Here is a 21,351-nt window from a genome sequence, read left to right as displayed (position 1 = left end):
CCGGTCCCAAACGCGGGGACGGATTTTTGGTTTGCAGCCCGAGGCGAAGGCCGGCTGCGTGGGAGGAGTCCGGCGGGCAACGGCAAAGGCGGGCCAGCGTATGCTGGCCCGCCTTGGGTGCGGTGTGGCAGATGGCTTGCCCGGGCGCTCGATCTGCAGCTAGATCCAGGCCGGGGCCGGGGGCGCGGGGGTGACCGATCCGCCGTCGTGCTGTGCCGTGGTGCCGTCCGTGCCGCGGCCGGTGGCCCACTGTGCAATGGCGGCCAGGGAGCCGGACACCAGGGTGGGGGAGGCGGCTGCCGTGTCACCGAAGACCAGCGCAGAGGGCTGGCCGGTGACCTTGACCACGAGGTCCTTGTCCGTGCCGCGGGTGTGCCAGGCGCCGGTGATGTCCGTGAGGAGCCGTTCCAGGACGGGTGCGGGGATGTCCCGGAACGTGGCCCCGTTGTCCAGGTCAACGGCGTGCACCCACACTTCCCTGGTGCGCATCCAGACGGTCTCTTCGGCGGGAACGGTCCTGCCCTGGACGGTCTTGACCTTGTGGTGCCAGTTGTCGGCGGGCAGGTCGCGCCACTCGACGTTCAGGTGCACGGCGGAGTGGTCGAACAGGTTCCGCAGCGCGATGGGACTGAGCGTGGCGCCGAAGTCGATCTCGTGGTTGCGGACCTCCACCGAGGGGTACATGGGGGTCTCCACGCCGGTGGCTGCCCATTCGACCAGCCGTGCCAAGGCCCGCGCGTTGTAGCCCACGTGGGCCACAACGTGCCGGCGGGTCCAGCCCGGCAGCAGCGAGTCCCCGTCCAGTTCCGCGTCCGTGAGCTCGTTGAGCTTGCGGGCGAAGAACGCGGTGCCGCGCCGGGCCTGCAGGAGCCCGTCGAGCAGGACGGGATCGGTGGTCTGGTCGTGCCGGGCAACCATCAGGCTTCCTTGACCACGCGGTTGGTCAGCTGGCCCAGGCCCTCGATGGTGGTGACCAGGACCTGGCCCTCCTGCAGGTAGCGCTTGGGGTCTTGGGCGTGGCCCACGCCGCCGGGGGTGCCGGTGGCGATCACGTCGCCCGGGTTCAGGGTGATGATGGTGGAGATGTAGGAGACCAGGAACTCAGGGGTGAACACCAGGTCCGAGGTGGGGGTGGACTGCTGGACTTCGCCGTCCACGGCGGAGGTCATCAGCGGGCCGGCGGTGAACTCGTCCTTGGTGACCAGGGCCGGCCCGAACGGGGTGGACTTCTCCCAGGTCTTGCCCTGCAGCCACTGGATGGTCCGGAACTGGTAGTCGCGCATGGAGACGTCGTTGAGCACGGAGTACCCGGCGATGTGCTCAGCGGCTTCGGATTCGGGGATGCGGCGGCCGGCCTTGCCGATGACGACGGCGAGTTCGGCTTCCCAGTCCACGGTGTCCGATTCCTGCGGCAGGGCCAGGTCGTCGTTGGGGCCGATCAGGGATTCGGCGTATTTGGCGAACAGGGTGGGGTGCTCGGGAACCTCCCGGCCCATTTCCTTGATGTGGTTGCGGTAGTTGTGGCCCACGCAGATGATCTTGCCGGGGGAGGGCACGACGGCGGCGAGGTCGGCGCCGTCCACTGGGTGCGTTGCGCCGTTGGCCGCCTTGGCGGTGGTTTCCCAGTTGGGGTCCTTCAGCAGGGCCCCGACGTCGGAGAAGCCTGGGATCTCGGTGAGGGTGTCGCCGTCCTGGCGGACCGCCTTGGTGCCGTCAGCGGTGCGGAGGGTGAGGAGTTTCATTACTTGGTGCGTCCTTCGATGTAGGTGCGGTTGAAGTTCAGGCGCTCAAAGATGGGTGCGTCGCTGAACCGGAACAAATCAAACTCGGATTCGGCCTGCAGGGACCAGGCGGCCCAGGACGGGACCACGAACAGGTCGCCCTTGGCCAGGACCCTGGTTTCGCCGTTGAGCGTCACGGTGCCGGTGCCGTCGAAGACCTGCCAGACGCTGGAGCCCACCTCGCGGACGGTCTCGGTCCAGGCGCCGGCCCGCAGGCGGTGGAACTCCGCGCGGATGGTGGGCATGACATCCCCGCCGGTGGTGGGGTTGGTGTACCGGATGGCTGCGTGGCCCTGGGACACGGTGGCGGGGTGGCCCTCGTCCTCCAGGAGCAGCTGCTCGCGCAGGGCGGCGTCGGTGTACTTCCACCGGTAGGCGGCGATGGGGGAGTTGGTGGTGTTCTCCAGTCCGGAGAGCGGGCGCAGGCCGGGGTGGGCCCAGAGCCGCTCGGAGCGGGAGATGTCCGGCGTGGCCTCGTCCGTGACGCGTTCGGTGCCGAATTCGAAGAACCCGGCGTCGGCGTAGTGGACGAACGGGATGTCCAGGCCGTCGATCCAGGCCATGGGCTCATCGGTGTCGTTGTGGTGGCCATGGAAGTTCCAGCCCGGGGTGAGCAGGAAGTCGCCGCGGGACATGCGTACGGGATCGCCGTTCACCACGGTCCACACGCCTTCGCCTTCGACGACGAAGCGGAAGGCGTTCTGGGAGTGGCGGTGCTCGGGGGCGGTTTCGCGGCCGCCCAGGTACTGGATGGCGGCCCAGAGGGTGGGGGTGGCGTACGGGGTCCCGGCCAGGCCGGGGTTGGCCAGGGCGATGGCCCGCCGTTCCCCGCCGCGGCCCACGGGTACCAGGTCGCCGGCGCGGGCGGCGAGCGGGTACAGGTCATCCCACCGCCAGACGTGCGGTACCGCCTTGGGGGACGGGACCATGGGCATCAGGTCCGCGATCTCCGTCCACAGGGGAATCAGGTTTTCCTTGTTGAAGTCCTTGTACAGCTGCTCGAGCTGGGCAGCCTCCTCGGGGGTGGGCTCGGGAACATGGTGTTCCTGTGCCACGGATTCGTGCGTTTGGTTTTCAGCGCTGATCGACACTGGCCTTCTCCTTGCGTGCGGACTGACTGCGACGTGGATTCGACCCTAAGGAATGAGCGCTGTGATCCCCAGCATATTCTGTACAGCAGAAAGAGCTGCCAGTCGTGGTCAGCCGCCCGCGCCGCCGTCGGCCGGATTGGCCGCGATGTCCATCTCCAGTTGGCGCCGGGTTTCCATCATCACGCCCACCAGCCCTGCGTCGAACAGTGGCCGGAACCTGGCCACCGGAGTGGCGACGCTCAAGGCGCCCACCACCATGCCCTTGCCGTTGTGCAGCGCCATCCCGAAGGCGCTGATGCCCTCCTCGGTGCCCTCGAAGTTGGCAGCGAATCCGTTGGCCCGCACCGACTCAAGTTCGCGCAGGAATGCCGGGTACTCGGCGTCGGGAATGTAGTCGCCGGCCAGCTCCGCGTTGGGGCTGCGGAACAGCTGTTCCAGCGCGGCCGGTTCCAGCTCCGCCAGGATGGCTTTGCCTCCCGATGCCTTGTGCGCCGGGAGCAATGTCCCCTGGCGGTCGCCGACACGCAGGATGTTTGAGCTTTCCACCGTGTCCAGGAACCGGACCTTGGTGCCCACCCGGATCATCAGGTTGACGGTCTCGTTGGTGCGGGCGCACAGGACTTCCATGTGTGGCCGGGAGATGTCGCGCAGTTGCCGGGTCCAGCTGAACCCGGCAGGGCCGGCGCCCATCGCCGGGCCCGGCACGTAACGGCGCGTTTCGTCCTGCACCGCGAAGCCGCGGTAGACCAGCATGGCCAGGAGCCGGTGGGCGGTGGACGGGGCCACGCCCAGCTCCGCCGCGGCGTCCTTGAGCCGCAGGCTGCCCACGTCCCGCAGGAGCTGCAGCAGCTGCAGGGCGTTGTCCACCGCCTCAATGGAGTAGGTGGGCTTCCGTCGGGCCGGAAGATTCTGCATAACAGAATCTTATGTGCGGAGCGGTATGGCTGCCAGCACAGTGGTGGGATGAATCACACAACTTCCGCTGCAGCGCCGCAGCGCACGGCCGCCCCCGCCCCGGGCGCCGGCCGTTCCGGGTTTCCCCGGCGTTCCGTGCTTGCCGTCCTGGTGTGCTGGCTGCTGGTCGTTTTCGACGGCTATGACCTGATCGTCTATGGGACGGTCCAGGGCTCGCTCATCAGCGATACCGGCTGGGGCCTGACCAAGGCCACCGCCGGCACCATCGGGTCGATGGCCTTCATCGGCATGATGATCGGAGCGGTCTTCGCAGGCCGCATGTCCGATAGCTGGGGCCGCCGGCGCACCATCATCGGCTGCGCCGTCGTGTTCTCCCTCTTCACCATCCTCTGCGCCTTTGCCCCCAACGCGCCCGTCTTCGGCGGCCTGCGTCTCCTGGCAGGCATTGGCCTGGGCGGCCTGGTGCCGTCGGCCAATGCCCTGGTGGCAGAACTCGTTCCCGAAAAGTGGCGGTCCACCATCGCCACCCTGATGATGTCCGGCGTCCCCATCGGCGGTTCCATCGCCGCCCTCGTCGGCATTCCGCTGATCCCGGCCTTCGGCTGGCCCGTCATGTTCCTGGTGGCCGTCGTCGCCCTGGTGGTGGTTATCCCGCTGGGCATCCGCTACCTGCCGGAGACCCTGGCGCCGGGCCCCAAGGGCGCAGCCCAGGGCAGCACCGCCAAGGACGCCGTGGGGTTCGGATCCCTGCTCCGTGCGCCCTACCTCGGGATCAGCCTGCTGTTCGCCATTGGCACCCTGGTGACCCTCTTCGCCTGGTACGGGCTGGGCACCTGGCTGCCCAACCTCATGCAGCTGGCAGGCTACAACCTCGGGTCCGCCCTGACGTTCGCCCTGGCCCTCAACCTTGGCGCGGTGGCGGGCTCGGTGCTCACCGCCTGGGCCGGCACCCGGTTCGGCCCCATTCCCACCGCCATCGCGGCAGCGGCCGTGGCCGCCATCGGATTGCTGGTCCTGGTGACCGGGCCGCCGGTCGCCGTCGTCTACCTCATGCTGGTGCTCGCCGGCGTGGGCACGCACGGCACCCAGTGCCTGATCATCGCCGCCGTGGCAAGCCACTACCCGGCACACCTGCGCGGCACCGCCCTTGGCTGGGCGCTCGGCGTGGGCCGGATCGGGGCTGTAGCCGCCCCGCAGGCCGGCGGGCTCCTGCTCGCGGCGGGGCTGGGCGTCAACTCGAACTTCCTGGCATTTGCCGGAGCAGCCGCAGCAGCAGCAGTCCTGCTCGCAGCCGTCGGTACCAAAATCAAGAAATCAACAGCAGTAGGAGTTTCCAATGTCTAACGTCAAAGCGTCCACCGACGTCCTGGTAGTGGGCGGCGGCATGGCCGGACTCGCCGGAGCGCTGGCGCTTCGCGAAAACGGCGCCGACGTCACCCTGGTTGAAGTGGCACCCGCCTTCGGCGAAGTAGGCGCCGGCCTGCAGATGGCCCCCAACGCCTCCCGCGTCCTCAAGCGCTGGGGCCTGCTGGAGAAGGCGCTGGAAATCGGCGTCCAGCCCAAGCACCTGGTGTTCCGCGACGCCATCACCGGCGAGGAACTCACCCGCCAGACCCTGGGCGGCGAATTCGAGGAACGCTACGGCGCCCCCTACGTGGTGATCCACCGCAGCGACCTGCACCGGATCCTGCTCGAAGCGTGCCAGGAAGCCGGCGTCACTTTGGTGAACGACGTCCTGGTGCAGAAGGTGGAGACCGACGGCGACCGGGCCCGCGCCTACACCGCCAAGGGTGAGGTGTTCGAGGCTGACGCCATCCTGGCAGCCGACGGGCTGAAGTCCACCCTCCGCGCCACCGTCGCCAACGACGGCCCCGTCAACTCCGCCTACGTGGCGTACCGCGGCACCGTGCCCATCACCGAGGAAACCCCCGCCGCGGACCTGGAGGACGTCATCGTCTACCTCGGCCCGAACTGCCACCTGGTCCAGTACCCGCTCCGCAAGGGCCAGCTGCTCAACACCGTGGCAGTGTTCAAGTCCCCGTCGTTCGAGCGCGGCGAAGAGCAGTACGGCGGCGTGGACGAACTCCAGGCGGCCTACAAGGACTGCGTCCCCGCCGTGCAGGAAGCCCTGAAGAACCTGGCCACCGGCATCCGCTGGCCCATGTACGACCGCAACCCGATCGAGACCTGGGTCTCCGGCCGCATGGCACTGATCGGCGATGCCGCCCACCCGATGCTGCAGTACCTGGCCCAGGGCGCCTGCCAGGCACTCGAGGATGCTGCTGTGCTGCAGGACGCCGCGCAGCACAAGGTCTTCACGCCCGAAGGCATCGACGCCGGTGCATGGGAGGATGCCTTCCGCGAGTTCAACGAAACCCGCGCGGCGCGCACCGCCCGCGTCCAGACCATCGCCCGGATCTGGGGCGAGTCCTGGCACGTGGACGGCGTGGCCCGCGTCCTGCGGAACATGCTGTTCAAGAGCCGCGGCGACAACAACTTCCAGTACAACGACTGGTTGTACGGCCGCGACGTGCCCGGCGCCCCGGTGGAGGTTCCTGCCGGCGCCAAGCTCGTGGGAGCCTAAGCACCACTATTCCAAGGCGGGCGTACGACGGCGGGTGGCTCCCGGCGTCGTACGCCCGCCTTTTCGGATGCAAGGGAAGGTGCAGGAATAGATCTACAAAGTTGAATGTTCAACCAATATGGACTTTGGCATTTTTACTTTTGGCGAACTGTCGCGCAACGGACAAACCGGGCTGGCCCAGTCGCCGCATCAGCGGCTGGAAGAAATCATTGGGCTGGCCAAGCTGGCCGACCAGGCGGGCATCAGCTTCCTGGGCCTGGGCGAGCACCACCGCAGCGACTTCGCCTTGTCCGCCCCCGAAATGGTGCTGGCCGCGGTTGCCCGCGAGACCACCAACCTGAGGCTGGGCACCGCCGTTACCGTCCTCTCCACCCAGGACCCGGTGCGGCTCTTCGAACAGTTCGCCACCCTGGACCTCATATCCGGCGGCCGCGCCGAGATCATCGCCGGGCGCGGCGCGTTCATCGAGTCCTACCCGCTGTTCGGCTACGACACCGCCGATTACGACGCCCTCTTCGACGAAAAGCTGCGCATGCTGCTGGAGCTTCGGGACAACGCCACCCTGACGTGGCAGGGCACATTGACCCAGACAATCCCCGGCATGGACATTGCCCCGCGGCCGCTGCAGGAAAAACTTCCCGTCTGGGTGGGGGTGGGCGGGACGCCGGCGAGTTTTGCCCGCGCCGGACGGCTGGGCCTGCCCTTGTTTGTCGCGCTGCTGTCCGGACCCGAAAGGTTCCGCCGCCTGTTGGAGCTGTACCGGCACACCGCTACCGAGGCCGGGCATGACGCCGCCGCCCTGCCGGTGGGTGCCGGCGGCCACTTCTACGTGGCGCCCACCTCCCAGCAGGCACGCGATACCTTCTATCCCTATTACCGGGCTTATTTCGAACAGAACATGCCCCGGCCCGTGGACCATTTCCCGCGCTCAACCTTCGATGACTGGTCCGAACCCGGCGGCGGCCTGCTGGTGGGGAGCCCGCAGCAGGTGGTGGAGAAGATCCTGGCCATCCACGAGGCCTTGGGCACCAGCCGGTACATGGCCCAGATCGGACTGGGCGGGCTGCCGTTCGCCGAAACGGCGCGTTCCATCGAGCTGCTCGCCACCGAGATCATGCCCGCAGTCAACCGGGAAATCGGGGCCCCGGCCCCTGCTTGACCCAAGCCCTTCCACCACCAACACCGAGGACACGATATGCACGCACCGTTCGCCGAACCCACCGTCGCCTGGCAGAGCCCCGACGATCCCAACCGCCCGCTCGTGGTGCTGCTGCACGGGCGCGGATCGGATGAATCAGGAATCATCGGGCTGGCCAACCACCTTCCCGAAGGTTTCTCCTACGCTGCCGTCCGGGCGCCGATCCCGTCGGGTGGCGGGTTCGCCTGGTTCGCGAATCGGGGGACGGGGCGGCCCGTCGCCGACTCGCTGGACCAAACTATGGCATGGTTCCGGACCTGGCTGGACCCGATTGCCGGCAAAGGACGGCCGGTGATCCTGGTCGGCTTCAGTGGCGGTGCGGCGTTCGCCGGCGGGTTGCTGCTGGCTGATCCGCAGCGTTTTGCGGGCACCGCCGTCCTTTACGGGACGCTGCCGTTCGACGCAGGCGTCCCGACGTCGCCGGACCGGCTTGCCGGCGCCCCGGTGTTCCTGGCCCACGGTGAAGCCGACACCGTCATCCCGGCTGACCTGCTGGGCCGTACCTGGGACTACCTCCTGGGGGCCTCCGGGGCAGACACCCACGCCCGCAAGGACCCGGGCGGACACGCCCTCACCGCGGAAACCGCCGCCGAACTTGGTGCGTGGATCACCGAACGGGCCTAGCTTCCCCTGCCCTGGTCAGCCTTCGTCGCAGAGCAGGTGGTACCAGCTGTCAGCCAGTACTTCCAGTGCGTGCTCGCGGTTTGGTTCCATCTTGCGGCGGGTCCACAGCGTGGCCACGTAGTCGAGTTGAGTGAAGGCCAGGGTGCCGCGGATGTGGCGGGTTTCCGCGGCAAAGCGCCCGGCGAGCTGCATGCCGCGGACCATGTCCGTGATGACTTCCTCATGCCAGCGTTCCACCATGGTGCGCACCTCGGGGTCCACTGCCGCGGCCTCGTCCAGGACATCCAGGTAGGGGCGGAAGACCGGCCACAGCGCTGCCCGGGATTCCAGCCAGGACAGGATGCCGGCCAGCTTGCCGTCCCGCACCACCTGCACCAGGTCCGGAGCGGTTGATCCGCTGTCGGGTCCGTCGGCGCGCTCCAGGACCGCGTTCACCCGGGCCATGAAATCCCGCATCAAGTCTGCGCGGGTGGGGTAGTACGCGTAAAAGGTCACACGGGTGGTTCCGGCTGACGCGGCGATTTCATCAATGGTGGTGGCGGCGTAGCCCTTTTTGGTGAAAAGTTCCAGCGCCCGTTCCACGATGGTGTCCCGGGTGAGCTGCTTCTGGGCTTCGCGCAGCGATGGCATAGCGTCAATCCTAACGTGGAGTCCGGGCGCTGGAACCGGAGGTGGTGGCCTCAGGCCGTCACGGGTTCGGCGGCCCGGGCCACCTGTGATCCCGTGTTGGCCAGCCGCCGCAGCTTGGGGATGGGGATGCGGTAGTTGATGGCCGCGGCCGTTCCGGAACCATCTGCGTGCTCCCACCGCAGCAGTGCCGAATTGTTCCCGGCGCCTTGTTCCCGGAAGTCCGGCGCTCCTTCCACGGGCGTGAATCCCACCGCCTTGAGCGTCAATCCAAAGGCTTCCGTCCAGAAATACGGCTGGAATTCCAGCGGCGGTGCGTCGTTGCCAAGGAGGAGGCCGACGGCGGCAGCCTTGGCCTGGTCGATCGCACTGGTCCACAGCGGTACCCGGCTCAGTCCCCGCTGGGTGGGAAAGTATGCCACGTCGCCGGCTGCGACAATGTTCGGGCGCACGCGGCCGCGGGAATCGACCCGCAGGACGCCGTCCGTGAGCAGGCCGGAGCCTTCCAGCCATTCGATGTTCGGCACGTCGCCGATCGCGCTGACCAGCAGGTCCGCCTCCAGGACCGTTCCGTCGGCCAACGCCACCTGCCGGTTTATCCCTGACTGGATGAGCCGGGCCTTGGAGCCATTGACGATCCGGAGTCCATTCGTGCGGGCCGCCGCGGTGAAAATTCCGGACAGGTAGGTGCCCAGCTGCCGCACCAGCGGTTCGCCGTCGGTGACCAGGGTGACGTCGCAGCCGCTGTGCAGGCAGCCGGACGCCACCTCCATGCCGAGCGGGCCACCGCCCACCACGATCACCGACGGACGCCCTGCCACCAGTTCCTTCAGCCGGACGGCGTCCTCCAGGGTGCGCAGGGTCAGCTCGCCATCGTGGGCCGCCTCTGCGCTCCCGGCGAGCCGCCTGGCGCGGGAACCCGAAGCGATCACCAGTCCGTCGTATGGGAGGCTCCCGCCGCCGTCGAGCTTCACCACGCGTGCCCCGGCGTCGAGCCCTGTGGCGCTGACGCCCAGCAATTCGTCCGCGCCGTGCGTCGGCGCCGGCAGCTCGTGCGCCGCCAGCCCGTCGCCGCCGTGGAGCAGCGCCTTGGATAGGGCAGGGCGGCTGTAGGGGGAGTGGCGCTCGGCGCCCACCACGGTCAGCTCGCCGTCGAAGCCCGCTGCCCGCAGCGAGTCGCACGCGGTGAGGCCGGCGATGCCGTTTCCGACGACGACGATGCGGTGCAGCGTCATGCCGCCACCAGTTTGAGGGCTGCCACGGGGCAGACGCGGACTGCGGCCTTGGCCGCCGCGACGTCCTGCTCCCCGTCCACTTCCGGCACGTCGATAACCAGTTCGCCGTCGTCGTCCAGGTGCATCAGCGCCGGGGCTGCTTCCTCGCAAAGTCCGTGGCCCTCGCACCGCGGCCGGTCCAGTTCGATCCTCATGCTGCTTCCACCTCCAGTACCTGGAGCTGTTCGAAGCTCCTGGTGATATTGCTCGGAACCCGGTACCCCTCGCCCAGGGAGAGGGACTTCACCCGCCGGGCCAGGGCTTCAACGATGGCGTGCCCTTCCAGGCGTGCCAGTCCCTGCCCGGCGCAGCCGTGCGGACCGTAGCCGAAGGAGAGGTGGTCCACCGGGTTCCGCGTGACGTCGAAGGCATCCGGGTTGTCGTAGTGCCGGGGGTCCCGGTTGCCCGCACCCAGGAGGATGCCGAGCTGGGCGCCCGCCGGAACGATCACGCCGTCGAGCTCCACCTCGCGGGTGGTGGTACGGCCCCAGATGTGCAGGGGTGTCCAGTAGCGCAGCACCTCGGCGAAGGCCGCGGGAACCAGCTCGGGGCTGTTGCGGACCAGCTCAAGCTGCTCGGGGTGGCGGCCAAACAGGGCCACGATGTTGCCGATGGAGGCGATGGTGGTGTCGACGCCGGCACCGAGGTACTGGTGGATGATGTGGCCCGCGGAGCCCTCGGGGATGTCCCCGCGGGCCTCGGCGTCGAAGATGCCCCGGCCGATGGAGCCGGGCGCCAGGTCCTCCGCTGTGACCGACGAACACCAGCCATAGAGTTCGCCGGCGATGGGGAAGCTCTCCTGGGTCCGGTGGTTCAGCGGGCCGATCACCTGCATGGCGGCCTGGCCCCAGCGCAGCATGTTGTCCTTGACGTGGCCGCCGAACCCGATCAGGTCCGCCACGATGTCCAGCGGGAAGGCGCGGGCCAGGGAATCGATGGCGTCGAAGGAGCCGGTGGCCACCAGTTCGGCCACCAGCTTGTCCGCCTTCTCATCAATGGTCACCTTGAGGCCGCGGAGGGCCCGGGGCGTGAGGTTCGCCGACAGGGTGGCCCGCAGCTGGGTGTGCATGGGTGGGTCCGAGGCGAGCGAGGTGCCCTGCAGCGCCTCGTTCACCATCGGGTTGAAACCGAGGGTGGTGGAGGAGAATGCTTCCGGATCCGCCAGGACGTCGCGGATGACGTCGTAGCGGGTGACGGCGTAGAGGCTGTTCTTCGGCAGGTGGACCACGCCGCCCAGTTCACGCAGCGCGGCGTAGGTGGGGTAGGGGTCCACCGTGATGTCGTCATCCCAGATGTCGATATCGGATTCGATGGGGTTCACTGTTGTCTCCTTGCGGATAGTTGGGGGTTTCTGGGCCTGGACCGTTTATGCCTGGACGGCCTCGGCGCTGGCTTCCGTGGTTTCGGCGATGGCATCGGCCGTGGGGGCCGATGAACGGGAGTTGATAAAAAGGGTCAGGACGGCCGACAGGACGGCGGCGATCCCCGCCGCGAGGTAAACCGTCTGGAAGCCCTGGCCCAGGGACGTTCCCGCCACCCCCTGGATCTGGGGCTGGACGGAGGCCAGGGCCTTGGCCATTGCGTCGACCGCCTGCGCCGGGGCGCCGCCCGCAGCGGCCTGGCCGGAGAACTGGGCAACGACGCCGTCCCAGCCGGACAGGTAACCCAGTGGCGGTACGTGCGAGAGTCCTGCCACTGCCTCGGCGGGCAGGCCCGCCCCGCCCAGAATTCCGGCCAGGGGGCCGGCGAAGGCGGTTGCGCCCACACCGAACGCGATGGCCGAGCCGATCACCGGGCCCAGGGCGAAGCCCAGGTCGCGCAGCAGGTTGGTGGTGGCCGACGCCATGCCGATGTGCTGCGGCGCCACGGTGTTGATGGCCACGGCGGTGATGGAGCCCACCGTGAGCGCGAAACCGATGCCCAGCAGGAACAGGGGCGGGATGAACGCGGTCCAGGGTGTCCCGCCGAAAGCCTCCGGCGTACCCAGCGGGATGGTGGACAGCCAGAAAGCGGAGACTGCCATGAAACCGAAGCCGGCCGTCAGCACCCACCGTGGTGCCACATGGTGGATCAGCCACCCCACCACCGGAATGAACGCAAACGCCGGGCCCTGGATGAAAACGAACAACACGCCCACCTTCCAGGCCTCGGCCAGGGCAAGGCCGCCCACGGCGACGCTGGTGCTGTAGCAAACGGCCAGGAAGGCGAACATGCCGGTCACGGCCACGATTCCGGTAATCGAGTAGGCGCTGTTCCGGAACAGGGACAGGTGGACCAGGGGCTGGTGCGTCCGCGTCTCGATCACCACGAAGGCAACCAGGAGGGCAGCACCCACAACATAGCTGGCGATGACCTCCGCGCTGCCGAACCCGGCGTCGACCGCCTGCACGGTGGCAAAGAGCACCGCAATCAGTCCCAGTGCCAGGGTGGCCTGGCCGGGCACGTCGAGCTTCCGCCCTTCAGCGGCAGCGGAGTCCTTCGCCCGGGTGGCCATGACCAGGACGGCGACGGCGATCGCGGCGGCGATGTAATAGGCTACCCGCCACCCGCTGAAGGCGTTGGGGGCGCCCGCCGCGGGCCCCGGGACGGTGAACGCCTGGGACGTCAGGCCGGCCAGCATGGGCGAGATGACCGCGCCGAGCGACAGGAAGCCGGCCCAGGTGGCGATGACCCTGGCCCGCGCCCGGTGGTCCGGGGTGATGGCCGCGATCATGGAGAGCGAAATGGGAAACAGGATGCCGGCGCCGATGCCGCCCACGGCCTGGGCCGCGATCATCATTTCCGTGTTGACTGCCAGTGCAGCCAGGACGGATCCTGCGATGCTCACGGCCGCACCGGCGTACAGCAGCTTCCGGCGGCCGAACAGGTCGCCCAGCAGGCCCCAGCTGAGCTCGAACACCACGATGCCCATCATGAACATGCCGGCGATCCAGGTCAGCCCGGCGCCGGAGGTCCGGAATTCGACGGCGAAGGTTCCGTTGAGTGCGCCGGGGAGGGCATTGGTGATTTGCGCGAGGGTCACGGCGCTGTAGGCCGCGATAAAGGTGGCACGTACCGAGCCGCGGCTCGAAACGGTGGGGGTCAGGCTCATCGATGAAACTCCCTTGTTCCATTGCGAAGTTGAGTGTTGTTTCCAACAGTCTGTAGTGATCTATTACACAGTGTCAAGGAAAATTCGCAATAAAAGTTTCCTTGACACTCTGTAAAGAAATGTGTGATGCTGGCTACACCGCAACGGAGCGAGGGCTCGGCGGGACCCCTACTCAAGCACCCGGATTCAAGGGAGAACTTCGTGAGCATCCATCCGGCCGCCAATTCTTATGGCGCCCCCGTCCCCACCCAGGAACAGGGCACCGTCAACACGGTCCTGGGACCGGTTCCCGCTTCTGAACTGGGCGTGGTCGCCATTCATGAAGCGCTGCTGTCAGTCCTTCCGGGAGCCCAGTATGCCCCCGATATCTCAATGGACCGGGCGGACATCTTTGCGGCGCTCGCCGAAAAGCTCAGCGACTTCCGCCAGCACGGGGGCCAGGCGATCGTCGACAGCACCGGCATGTTCCACGGCAGGGACCTCAAGCTGTACGAGGCACTGTCCCGCTCCACCGGCGTGCACATCATCGCCTCCACCGGCCTTGGGCCCGAGGAGGAGCTCGGTGGCTACTTCCTGACGCCGCAGACCAACCCGCCCACCCCATGGCCGGCCGAAAAGTTCAGCGATCTCTTTGGCAAGGAAGTCACCGACGGGATGGTGGTCCCGAGGGTTGAACGCCGCGCGGCTGCCGGAATGATCGCCACAACTGCTGACCGGGCCGGCATGACCCCCACCGAGGAAAGCCTCTTCCGCGGATCCGCGCGGGCTGCCCGGGAAACCGGCGTGCCCGTGTCCATCCGCTTCGGCGCCGATGCCCTCCATGACCTGGACATCGTCCTGGACGAGCAGCTTCCCGCGGACCGCGTGCTGGTTGGCGGCCTTGACCGCCTCGACGCCGCCGGCGCCGCAGGCAAGGTGGCCGAGCGCGGCGCCTTCGTGGGCATCGATCACGTCGGCCTCAACGACCACCCCGGCTACCTCACGGACCACGGCCGGGCCGAACTGGTCCTGGAACTCGTCGGTGCCGGCCACGCGGACAAGATCATCCTTTCCGGCAATTCCATCGGAGTGGCCAAGGGCCTGCCGGAGTACAACCTACCCTTCAGCCACGTCCTGGCCACGTTCATGCCGTTCCTCAAGACCCGCGGCCTGGGCGATGACGACGCCCGGCGCATCCTGGTGGACAACCCGCGCACCCTACTGGCCGTCCGCTGACCACGCTTCCATCAGCTTTCCAAACCCGAGGTAGAACAATGACCAAGGTCAATACAGTGCTGGGAACCATTCCGGCCGAAGAACTTGAAATCGTGGCCGTCCACGAACACATCGGCTACGGCATGCCCGGATCCGAGCTGGACACCAAATGGTGGAAGACGCCGGAACAGGCCTACGAGGAAACCGTGCCCAAACTCCGAAAGTTCCGTGAATACGGCGGCGGCACCATGGTGGACGCCACCGGCATCTGCAACGGCCGCGACATCGACTACTACAAGTCCCTGTCCCGGAAGACCGGCGTCAACATCGTGGCCTGCACGGGCTTCGTGGGCGGCGACACCGCGCTGCCCCACTTTTCCCGCGCCACGGTTGACTACCTGGCCAAGGTCTTCATCCACGAAATCACCGTCGGTATCGGCGATACCGGCGCCAAGGCCGGCGTCATTAAGGTGGGTGTCAGCCGCGGCGGACGCATGACGGACCTGGATAAGCGGATTTACCGGGCCGCGGCCCGTGCCGCCGTCGTCACCGGAGCCCCGATCCTGACCCACCTGGCCATCGACCCGGAACCGGCCGTGGCCATCTTCAAGGAAGAAGGCCTGCCGCTGGACCGGGTGCTGTTCGGCCACGCCGACGACGGCCTGAACGCGCCCATCACGCCGCACGACTGGATCTACGAACAGGGCGGCCGGATCGGCTTCGACACCTTCGGGTACGACCTCGAACTTCCCGACCCGCCCTTCTGGGGCCGCAAACGTGCCGAGCGCATGGAGCACTTCGTCAAGCTGGTCAACAAGGGCTATGCGGACAAGCTCCTCGTCTCGGCCGACGCAAACTGCAGCCCCCTGGGCTGGCCCGGCGTGAAGGGCCACACCATCAACTACATTTTCGAAGACATGATCCCGGACATGCGCGCCGCCGGCATCGACGACGCCACCCTCAAGCTCCTGCTCCAGGACAACCCGGCCGACTTCCTGTCCCTCCACGCCTGACCCGCACAGGCCACCACTTCCTCCCACTTCCCCAGGCCCTGCCTGGCCCACGAAAGAGACTTATCCAATGAAGGCTGAAGACCTCAAGAACCTCAAGATCGCCATCATCGGCGCAGGCTTCGGCGGCGCTGCCGCGGCCAAGGCACTGAGCCTGCTTGGCGCAGATGTCAAGGTTTATGAGCAGGCTCCCCAGATGGGCGAGGTCGGCGCAGGCATCGGCCTGCGCCCGGCCACCATGGCCCGGTTCCGCCAGTGGGGCATCTTCGACGCGATCGCCAAGGTAAGTACGGCAAGCGACTACTTCGAAATCCTGTCAGCCACGGGTGATCCGATCATGAAGGATACCTGGCCGGAATTCGGCGAAGAGAAGCACACGTACCTCATCCACCGCCGCGACTTCATCGATGCCCTTCTCGGTGTCCTCCCCGAGGGCATGGTGCAGTTGGGCCACAGGCTGGAGAGCATAGAGGACAAGGGCGGCAGCTCCGTCCTGACCTTTGCCAACGGCGAGACCGCCGAGGCTGACCTGGTGGTCGGCGCGGACGGCATCAAGTCTTCGGTGCGCGAGCAGCTTTTCGGCGACTGGGGCCCGGTGTTCTCCGGCGAGCATGCCTACCGCGTGGTGATCCCGGCCGACGACGCCCACGGCATGGTGACTGACGACAACCTGCGCATGTACATCGGCAAGGGCACCAAGGTCTACCTGCTGCCGCTGCGCCACCGCAACCAGATGTCGTTCGACATCACCGCCCTCAACCCGGACGGCACCTGGGCGCCCAGCATCACCAAGGAAGACCTTCTGAAGACGGTGGAAGGCTTCGATGAGCGCATCGTCGGCATTGCCCGCGGCCTGGACATGGACAGTGTGAATATCCGCGCCGTCTACGACATCGACCCCGTGGACACCTGGCACACCGACTCGGTGGTGCTGATGGGCGACGCCGCCCATTCGATGCTCCACCACCAGGGCCAGGGCGCCAACTCAGCCATTGAAGACGCCGGAGCGCTGGCCGACGCACTGGCCCAGGCCGGCTCGGTCAAGGAGGCATTGGCCATGTTCCAAGCAACCCGCAAGCCCGTCACCGACGAGCTGCAGCGCATCTCCCGCCAGGGCTGGAGCGAAGAAGAGGTCAACGACGTCTTCCCGGGCCAGAAGCCAAAGTCCCAGCAGCCCGCCGCCGTGGCGCAGGCCTGAGCCGATGTCGCTGCATCCCGAAATTGCCAGGATCCTCGGCACCCTCCCGCCGCTGCCGCCGGGTCCGTTGAACCCTGAGGCCATGCGTGCCGGCGAAGCAGCGCAGGTTCCGCCGCTGGAGGACCGGCTCCCGCTGCACGCCGTCGAAGACGCCACTGCCGTGACTACGGCCGGCGACGTGCCCATTCGGATCTACACACCAGTCGACGCCGACGCCTACGGCCTGCTGGTCTACTTCCACGGAGGCGCCTTCTTCCTGGGCAGCCTGGACACCCACGACCACGTGGCGCGGGCCCTGGCCAAGGAAACCGGCCACAAGGTCATCTCCGTTGGCTACCGGCTTGCCCCCGAGTCCGCCTTTCCGGCGGGCCTCGAGGACTGCTACGGCGTTGTCCGCTGGGCCGCCGGGCACGGCGACACCCTGGACTGGGACGGAAAGAACCTCGCCATTGCTGGCGACAGCTCGGGCGGAACCTTCGTGGCCGCCGTCGCTGCCAAGGCCCACGACGCCGGGTTCGACTGGATCACCCACCAGGTCATGTTCTACCCGTCCCTTGACCTGGACTTTGACGAAGACCGGTACCCCTCGATGCGGGAGAACGCCGTGGGGTATGGACTCGAAACTGCGGGTTTGAAGCCTTTCAACTCCTTCTACCTCGAGAACGGCGCGGATCCGGCCGATCCCCTGGCCTCGCCCATCAAACGCGGGGACCTCACCGGGCTTCCGGCGGCGCTCATCATCACCGCCGAGCACGACCCCCTGCGGGACGAAGGCGAACTGTACGGCCGGCGGCTTGAAGAGGCCGGCGTGCCCGTCACCGTCAGCCGGTATGCCGGGGCCGGACATGGCTTCGTCCAGCACTTCTCCTGGCTCCCGGAATACCACCGGGCCTTCGAAGAGACGGGGGCGTTCCTGAACGGCTCACCAGTAAAAACGGAGGCCGGGCAATGACCACACCTGTCGCTGTCCATCCGCTGGTCTCACCGTGGGGCCGCTTCGGCCTGTACAGCTTCTTCATTGATTCTCCGGAGCCGGCCATCGTGGATACCGGAATCGCGTCGTCCCCCGCGGAAGGAATGGCGCCGGCACTGGAGGCGATCGGCCGCCGGATCGAGGACGTCCGCTGGATCCTGCTTACCCATGGGCACATCGACCACATCGGCGGCGCGCACGCGCTGTGGGAGCTCACCGGCCGGCGGGCCAAGGTGGTCATCCACGAAGCCGATGCTCCGATGCTCCGCGCACGCCAGGCGCACGTGGACGAGTATCTATCCGGCCGGGGACAGTATCTGCAGGACCCCGACGGCGAAGCGAAGCAGATTGGCGCCGCCAACGCCGTCATCTCGGGGGAGATGGAACCGTCCATGCTGGTGCGCGGCGGTGAAACCCTCTCCCTGGGCGGTGACGTCACGGTCTCGGTGCATTCAATTCCCGGCCACACCCCAGGGTCGGTGGCCTACGTCATCGACGGGCAGGATGACGTCTTCGTAGGAGACGCCGTGCAGGTCCACGGTGCGGCCAACGGATTCCCCGGGTACGTGGATCCGTCCGGCTACCGTTCCAGCCTGGAGTACCTTCGGGACGAGGTCCGCCCGCGGCACCTGTACCTGGGGCACCCGTACCGCCGCTCGGACGGCACACCTTACGGTGTGGAACTGGATCAAGACCAGGCCCGCGAGGCCCTCACGGAGAGCCTGGCCATCGAGGCGCGCGTCGGCGGGGCCGCCTGCGGCTGCCTGGCCGACGGCCTCCAGGAAACACAGTCCCCCTACTCGCCGTTCGCCCCGGTTGCCCGGGAGCTTGGTTACGACGGCGATCCCACCCTTGAGCCCTCGCCGTTCTTCACCACGATGGACGGCTACCGCAGCCAGTCCACCACCACGTCTTTCCAGAGGAGTGTTCGCAACCATGGCTGAGTACCAGACCATCGACGCCGGCGGGCAGAAAATTGCCGTCCGCAAGGACCTGCGCGTCCCCATGCGGGACGGGGTGGAACTTGCCGCCGACGCTTACCAGGGCACCGATGACAAGCCACGGCCCGCGCTGGTGGCATTGAGCCCTTACGGCAAGGAGCTGCAGGCCCTGGCCCTGACCACCCCGCCGCAGCGCCGGCCCAGCCCCATGTGGGACGGCTGCATCGAAGCCGGCGACATCGCCCGGATCGTCAAGGAAGACTACGTCCACGTCATCGGCGACCTGCGCGGTTCCGGACATTCCGGCGGCGAGCACATCGGCAACTACAACGCCGGGGGAGTGTCCCTGGGCCAGGACGCGTACGACTTCATCGAGTGGGTGGCGGACCAGCCCTGGTGCGACGGCAACGTGGGCATGGTGGGCATCTCCTACTTCGGGTCCATGCAGGTACTCGCCGCCGCCGAACGGCCGCCGCATTTGAAGGCCATCTTCGTCTCCGGCGGACACTATGACTTCTACGAGACCACCTACCATGGCGGCGTCATGTGGTTCATGCCCCGCGCTGCGCGTGAGGGCAGGGGAGGGGACTCCGGCTGGGCCTTCACGGACCGGGTGAAGTCCCGAATGGTGGAGAAGTACTCCCCGGAGGAACTCAAGGAGCTCGTGGCCAAGCGGCTGCAGGACCCGGACGTGGCCGCCTGGCCCAACCTGGTCCATGTCCTGAACTACCCCACGAACCACGAGGCGTGGTTCGACATCGTCATGAACGGGCTCGACGGCGAGTGGTACGAAGAGCGCAATCCCATCACCCTGGCCCCGAACATCGACATTCCGGTGTGGCTGCAGCTGGACCAGGGCCGCGGCTGGACGCTGGATGGCACCATCGAGCTGTTCAACGCGCTCAAGGGGCCGAAGAAACTGGACATCGGCCCGTACCCGCCCATGCAGTCCCGGCCCTTCATCGAAGAGCACGACAAGATGTTCCGCTGGTACGACTACTGGATCAAGGGCATCGACAACGGCGTGATGGACGAACCCGCCGTGTCCGTCTTCGTGGAAGGCTCCCGGGACGTGGTTACTGCCGAAGCGTGGCCGCCCAAGGACGTTGACTACCGGGCCCTCTACCTGCGCCCCCGGCACAAGCTCTCCCCGGAGCCGGAGCTGATGGGCACCGAACATGCGGCCCCAGACGGCTTTTACCAGGCGCCGCTGACGGTCACCGACACGGTGCAGATCGTGAGCTGGAGCACCGAAACGTTTGAAGAACCCACCGAGATGATTGGTACCGGGGCGGCGCACATCTTCGCGGAGATCGACCAGCCGGACACCAACTTCATCCTGCGCCTGTGGGATGCCGCGCCGAACGGGAAACGCCAGCTCATCACCACCGGTTACCTCAAGGCTTCCCACCGCGAACTCGATGACCGCACCACCGAGGGCAACCCCTACCATCCACATACCCGCGCGGTTCCGGTGGAGCCGGGGAGGATCGAGGAATACGTGGTCCGCCTCTACCCGTTCGCCAACACCTTCAACCCCGGGCACCGGCTGGTAGTGGAGCTGTCCAACGGTGAGCCGCTCGCGGACGAACACAACTCGCTGCTGCCGCCGGACGCCTTCCACCTCCCGGTGGGCAGGCCGGTCACGCACAAGATCTACCGCGACGCGCACCACCAGTCCCGCCTGGTCCTGCCGTTCACGGTGGGCTGATCAGGCCGGGGCTGGGCCTGTTGATTCCCTGACGGTCAGGTGCGTTGGCATGACGGCGAGCTGCCTGCTGGCACTTCCGGACAGCGGGTTGAGCTGCGCCAGCAGCATGGACACGGCCACCCTGCCGGCCTGCTCGATAGGGCTGGAGATCGTGGTCAACGGAGGGTTGCAGAAGTCCGCGCCGAAGATGTCGTCCGAGCCAATGATGCTCATGTCGGCAGGAACCCGGATGCCGCGGGCCTGGAGGCGCTGGAGCATGCCGATGGCCAGCAGGTCGTTGAAGACGATGCATGCCGTTGCCCCCGTCCTGACGGCCGCATCCGCCGCCGCCGCGCCGGACGTGGTCTTCGGGGCGTAGGGGCCGATCCGGTGGACTTCCATACCCCGTTTGGTCGCGTCCTCCTCGAAGACTTTCCACCGCATCTGGTTGGACCAGGAGGTGGGCGGTCCGGCCACATAGCAGACTTTGTGATGGCCCAGCGAGGCCAGGTGCTCAAGGGCCTGGATGATGGCAGAGGGAGTATCGATCATCACCGTAGGGGCACTGGTGGAGGCGCGGTTGAAGGTTACCAGGGGCTGCGACTGCGAGACCTCCGCAAGCTGGGCGTCCGTCAGGCGTGACGCGGCCAGGATAAAGCCGTCCGCGGACTTGCGCATCTTGTGCAGGGCATCGAGTTCCATCTCACTGGACTCCTCTGTGTCCACCAGGAGCTGGGTGACGCCGGCCGCCTTGAGCTGGTGCTGTGTGCCGCGGATGATGTCGAAATAGAACGGGTTGGTGATGTCGGGGACCAGGACAGCCACCGCGTTGGTCCGTCCGGAACTGAGGCCGCGGGCCTGGGAGCTGGGCACGTAATTGAGCTCCGCGGCAGCTTCCTCGATCCGGATCCGGGTCCGCGGGTTGACCCGGTCGGGCCGCGCGAGGGCCCGCGACACGGTGGAGGTGGCCACTCCGGCGAGCTCTGCCACGTCCCGGATGGTGGGTGGGCGGTCCCGCCGGGTGCCCGCGTCAAGGCCTGCCGGGACTGACGACGCCGTGGTTGCTGGGTCTGCCATCGCTGGGCCTTCCTCGCGGACCGGGATAAAACCGGCCATGTGGGGTTTCCAAGGCTACTCGTTCCCGGAATCCTGTTGAACTC

20 protein-coding genes are annotated in these 21,351 nt (G+C 67.4%); 10 read left to right on the top strand and 10 right to left on the bottom strand.

Annotation, left to right across the window (positions count from 1 at the left end):
- Positions 1 to 159 precede the first annotated feature (159 nt).
- The 4 genes from PUN51_RS11005 to PUN51_RS10990 form a co-directional block, all read right to left on the bottom strand.
- Positions 160 to 918, bottom strand: coding sequence for a maleylpyruvate isomerase family mycothiol-dependent enzyme (locus PUN51_RS11005; RefSeq protein WP_275180946.1), 759 nt, complete (start codon positions 916 to 918; stop codon positions 160 to 162).
- The gene (locus tag PUN51_RS11000; RefSeq protein ID WP_159633069.1) at positions 918 to 1,742 is read right to left on the bottom strand and encodes a fumarylacetoacetate hydrolase family protein; all 825 of its coding nucleotides are present in this window, start codon (positions 1,740 to 1,742) and stop codon (positions 918 to 920) included. The genes PUN51_RS11005 and PUN51_RS11000 overlap by 1 nt, the downstream gene beginning before the upstream one ends.
- Positions 1,742 to 2,872, bottom strand: a complete 1,131-nt coding sequence (locus PUN51_RS10995) for a cupin domain-containing protein (RefSeq protein ID WP_224024829.1) — start codon at positions 2,870 to 2,872, stop codon at positions 1,742 to 1,744. Before PUN51_RS10995 ends, PUN51_RS11000 begins: the two co-directional genes overlap by 1 nt.
- Positions 2,873 to 2,980: 108 nt before the next feature.
- Positions 2,981 to 3,787, bottom strand: coding sequence for an IclR family transcriptional regulator (locus PUN51_RS10990; RefSeq protein WP_224024831.1), 807 nt, complete (start codon positions 3,785 to 3,787; stop codon positions 2,981 to 2,983).
- Positions 3,788 to 3,835: 48 nt separating this feature from the next.
- On the opposite strand from PUN51_RS10990, the gene PUN51_RS10985 reads away from it, so the two are divergent.
- The 4 genes from PUN51_RS10985 (at position 3,836) to PUN51_RS10970 (ending at position 8,193) form a co-directional block, all read left to right on the top strand.
- Positions 3,836 to 5,131, top strand: coding sequence for an MFS transporter (locus tag PUN51_RS10985; RefSeq protein ID WP_275180945.1), 1,296 nt, complete (start codon positions 3,836 to 3,838; stop codon positions 5,129 to 5,131).
- Positions 5,124 to 6,371 (top strand): FAD-dependent oxidoreductase, encoded by a 1,248-nt coding sequence (locus PUN51_RS10980; RefSeq protein ID WP_275180944.1) that lies wholly within the window; start codon positions 5,124 to 5,126, stop codon positions 6,369 to 6,371. The genes PUN51_RS10985 and PUN51_RS10980 overlap by 8 nt, the downstream gene beginning before the upstream one ends.
- Positions 6,372 to 6,489: 118 nt before the next feature.
- Positions 6,490 to 7,530 (top strand): LLM class flavin-dependent oxidoreductase, encoded by a 1,041-nt coding sequence (locus tag PUN51_RS10975; protein WP_275180943.1) that lies wholly within the window; start codon positions 6,490 to 6,492, stop codon positions 7,528 to 7,530.
- A 36-nt stretch (positions 7,531 to 7,566) separates the two neighbouring features.
- Positions 7,567 to 8,193, top strand: coding sequence for an alpha/beta hydrolase (locus tag PUN51_RS10970; RefSeq protein ID WP_275180942.1), 627 nt, complete (start codon positions 7,567 to 7,569; stop codon positions 8,191 to 8,193).
- A 15-nt stretch (positions 8,194 to 8,208) separates the two neighbouring features.
- Here PUN51_RS10970 and PUN51_RS10965 read toward each other — a convergent pair whose 3' ends face one another.
- Genes PUN51_RS10965 through PUN51_RS10945 form a run of 5 tightly spaced genes read right to left on the bottom strand, consistent with a single transcriptional unit; the run spans position 8,209 to position 13,185 of the window.
- Positions 8,209 to 8,823: a TetR/AcrR family transcriptional regulator gene (locus tag PUN51_RS10965; protein WP_159633046.1), complete on the bottom strand. Its 615-nt coding sequence runs from the start codon at positions 8,821 to 8,823 to the stop codon at positions 8,209 to 8,211.
- Between the two features lie 50 nt (positions 8,824 to 8,873).
- Positions 8,874 to 10,055 (bottom strand): NAD(P)/FAD-dependent oxidoreductase, encoded by a 1,182-nt coding sequence (locus PUN51_RS10960; RefSeq protein WP_275180941.1) that lies wholly within the window; start codon positions 10,053 to 10,055, stop codon positions 8,874 to 8,876.
- The gene (locus PUN51_RS10955; RefSeq protein ID WP_275180940.1) at positions 10,052 to 10,249 is read right to left on the bottom strand and encodes a ferredoxin; all 198 of its coding nucleotides are present in this window, start codon (positions 10,247 to 10,249) and stop codon (positions 10,052 to 10,054) included. Before PUN51_RS10955 ends, PUN51_RS10960 begins: the two co-directional genes overlap by 4 nt.
- Positions 10,246 to 11,415, bottom strand: coding sequence for a cytochrome P450 (locus PUN51_RS20745; protein WP_275180939.1), 1,170 nt, complete (start codon positions 11,413 to 11,415; stop codon positions 10,246 to 10,248). Before PUN51_RS20745 ends, PUN51_RS10955 begins: the two co-directional genes overlap by 4 nt.
- A 45-nt stretch (positions 11,416 to 11,460) precedes the next feature.
- Positions 11,461 to 13,185 carry an MFS transporter gene (locus PUN51_RS10945; protein ID WP_275180938.1) on the bottom strand — a complete coding sequence of 575 codons (1,725 nt, stop codon included), beginning with the start codon at positions 13,183 to 13,185 and terminating at the stop codon, positions 11,461 to 11,463.
- A 201-nt stretch (positions 13,186 to 13,386) separates the two neighbouring features.
- Here PUN51_RS10945 and PUN51_RS10940 point away from each other — a divergent pair, with 201 nt between their 5' ends.
- The 6 genes from PUN51_RS10940 to PUN51_RS10915 all read left to right on the top strand — a co-directional run bounded on the left by PUN51_RS10940 (position 13,387) and on the right by PUN51_RS10915 (position 20,212).
- On the top strand, positions 13,387 to 14,400 hold the full coding sequence (locus PUN51_RS10940; protein WP_275180937.1) for a phosphotriesterase: 1,014 nt from the start codon (positions 13,387 to 13,389) through the stop codon (positions 14,398 to 14,400).
- Positions 14,401 to 14,438: 38 nt separating this feature from the next.
- The gene (locus tag PUN51_RS10935) at positions 14,439 to 15,392 is read left to right on the top strand and encodes a phosphotriesterase family protein (RefSeq protein WP_275180936.1); all 954 of its coding nucleotides are present in this window, start codon (positions 14,439 to 14,441) and stop codon (positions 15,390 to 15,392) included.
- Between the two features lie 67 nt (positions 15,393 to 15,459).
- A complete protein-coding gene (locus PUN51_RS10930) occupies positions 15,460 to 16,587 on the top strand; it encodes an FAD-dependent oxidoreductase (protein ID WP_275180935.1) in 1,128 nt (375 codons plus the stop codon).
- Positions 16,588 to 16,591: 4 nt separating this feature from the next.
- A complete protein-coding gene (locus tag PUN51_RS10925) occupies positions 16,592 to 17,539 on the top strand; it encodes an alpha/beta hydrolase (RefSeq protein WP_275180934.1) in 948 nt (315 codons plus the stop codon).
- The gene (locus PUN51_RS10920; protein WP_275180933.1) at positions 17,536 to 18,504 is read left to right on the top strand and encodes an MBL fold metallo-hydrolase; all 969 of its coding nucleotides are present in this window, start codon (positions 17,536 to 17,538) and stop codon (positions 18,502 to 18,504) included. Before PUN51_RS10925 ends, PUN51_RS10920 begins: the two co-directional genes overlap by 4 nt.
- A complete protein-coding gene (locus tag PUN51_RS10915) occupies positions 18,497 to 20,212 on the top strand; it encodes a CocE/NonD family hydrolase (RefSeq protein ID WP_275180932.1) in 1,716 nt (571 codons plus the stop codon). Before PUN51_RS10920 ends, PUN51_RS10915 begins: the two co-directional genes overlap by 8 nt.
- Here the strand turns inward: PUN51_RS10915 and PUN51_RS10910 are convergent, their stop codons facing one another.
- Positions 20,213 to 21,268, bottom strand: a complete 1,056-nt coding sequence (locus tag PUN51_RS10910; protein ID WP_159633018.1) for a LacI family DNA-binding transcriptional regulator — start codon at positions 21,266 to 21,268, stop codon at positions 20,213 to 20,215.
- Positions 21,269 to 21,351 lie beyond the last annotated feature (83 nt).

The sequence above is a fragment of the Arthrobacter sp. NQ4 genome, from assembly GCF_029077345.1.
Lineage (GTDB): Bacteria > Actinomycetota > Actinomycetes > Actinomycetales > Micrococcaceae > Arthrobacter.
Note: the sequence above shows the minus strand (reverse complement) of the source record. Positions and strands in the feature narration are given on the sequence as shown.

What these genes read in the sequence shown, in the direction of transcription:
- PUN51_RS11005 (WP_275180946.1), bottom strand. Translation starts at nt 918, where the DNA reads ATGGTTGCCCGGCACGACCAGACCACCGATCCCGTCCTGCTCGACGGG.
- PUN51_RS11000 (WP_159633069.1), bottom strand. Translation starts at nt 1,742, where the DNA reads ATGAAACTCCTCACCCTCCGCACCGCTGACGGCACCAAGGCGGTCCGC.
- PUN51_RS10990 (WP_224024831.1), bottom strand. Translation starts at nt 3,787, where the DNA reads ATGCAGAATCTTCCGGCCCGACGGAAGCCCACCTACTCCATTGAGGCG.
- PUN51_RS10985 (WP_275180945.1), top strand. Translation starts at nt 3,836, where the DNA reads ATGAATCACACAACTTCCGCTGCAGCGCCGCAGCGCACGGCCGCCCCC.
- PUN51_RS10980 (WP_275180944.1), top strand. Translation starts at nt 5,124, where the DNA reads ATGTCTAACGTCAAAGCGTCCACCGACGTCCTGGTAGTGGGCGGCGGC.
- PUN51_RS10975 (WP_275180943.1), top strand. Translation starts at nt 6,490, where the DNA reads ATGGACTTTGGCATTTTTACTTTTGGCGAACTGTCGCGCAACGGACAA.
- PUN51_RS10970 (WP_275180942.1), top strand. Translation starts at nt 7,567, where the DNA reads ATGCACGCACCGTTCGCCGAACCCACCGTCGCCTGGCAGAGCCCCGAC.
- PUN51_RS10965 (WP_159633046.1), bottom strand. Translation starts at nt 8,823, where the DNA reads ATGCCATCGCTGCGCGAAGCCCAGAAGCAGCTCACCCGGGACACCATC.
- PUN51_RS10960 (WP_275180941.1), bottom strand. Translation starts at nt 10,055, where the DNA reads ATGACGCTGCACCGCATCGTCGTCGTCGGAAACGGCATCGCCGGCCTC.
- PUN51_RS10955 (WP_275180940.1), bottom strand. Translation starts at nt 10,249, where the DNA reads ATGAGGATCGAACTGGACCGGCCGCGGTGCGAGGGCCACGGACTTTGC.
- PUN51_RS10945 (WP_275180938.1), bottom strand. Translation starts at nt 13,185, where the DNA reads ATGAGCCTGACCCCCACCGTTTCGAGCCGCGGCTCGGTACGTGCCACC.
- PUN51_RS10935 (WP_275180936.1), top strand. Translation starts at nt 14,439, where the DNA reads ATGACCAAGGTCAATACAGTGCTGGGAACCATTCCGGCCGAAGAACTT.
- PUN51_RS10930 (WP_275180935.1), top strand. Translation starts at nt 15,460, where the DNA reads ATGAAGGCTGAAGACCTCAAGAACCTCAAGATCGCCATCATCGGCGCA.
- PUN51_RS10925 (WP_275180934.1), top strand. Translation starts at nt 16,592, where the DNA reads ATGTCGCTGCATCCCGAAATTGCCAGGATCCTCGGCACCCTCCCGCCG.
- PUN51_RS10920 (WP_275180933.1), top strand. Translation starts at nt 17,536, where the DNA reads ATGACCACACCTGTCGCTGTCCATCCGCTGGTCTCACCGTGGGGCCGC.
- PUN51_RS10915 (WP_275180932.1), top strand. Translation starts at nt 18,497, where the DNA reads ATGGCTGAGTACCAGACCATCGACGCCGGCGGGCAGAAAATTGCCGTC.
- PUN51_RS10910 (WP_159633018.1), bottom strand. Translation starts at nt 21,268, where the DNA reads ATGGCAGACCCAGCAACCACGGCGTCGTCAGTCCCGGCAGGCCTTGAC.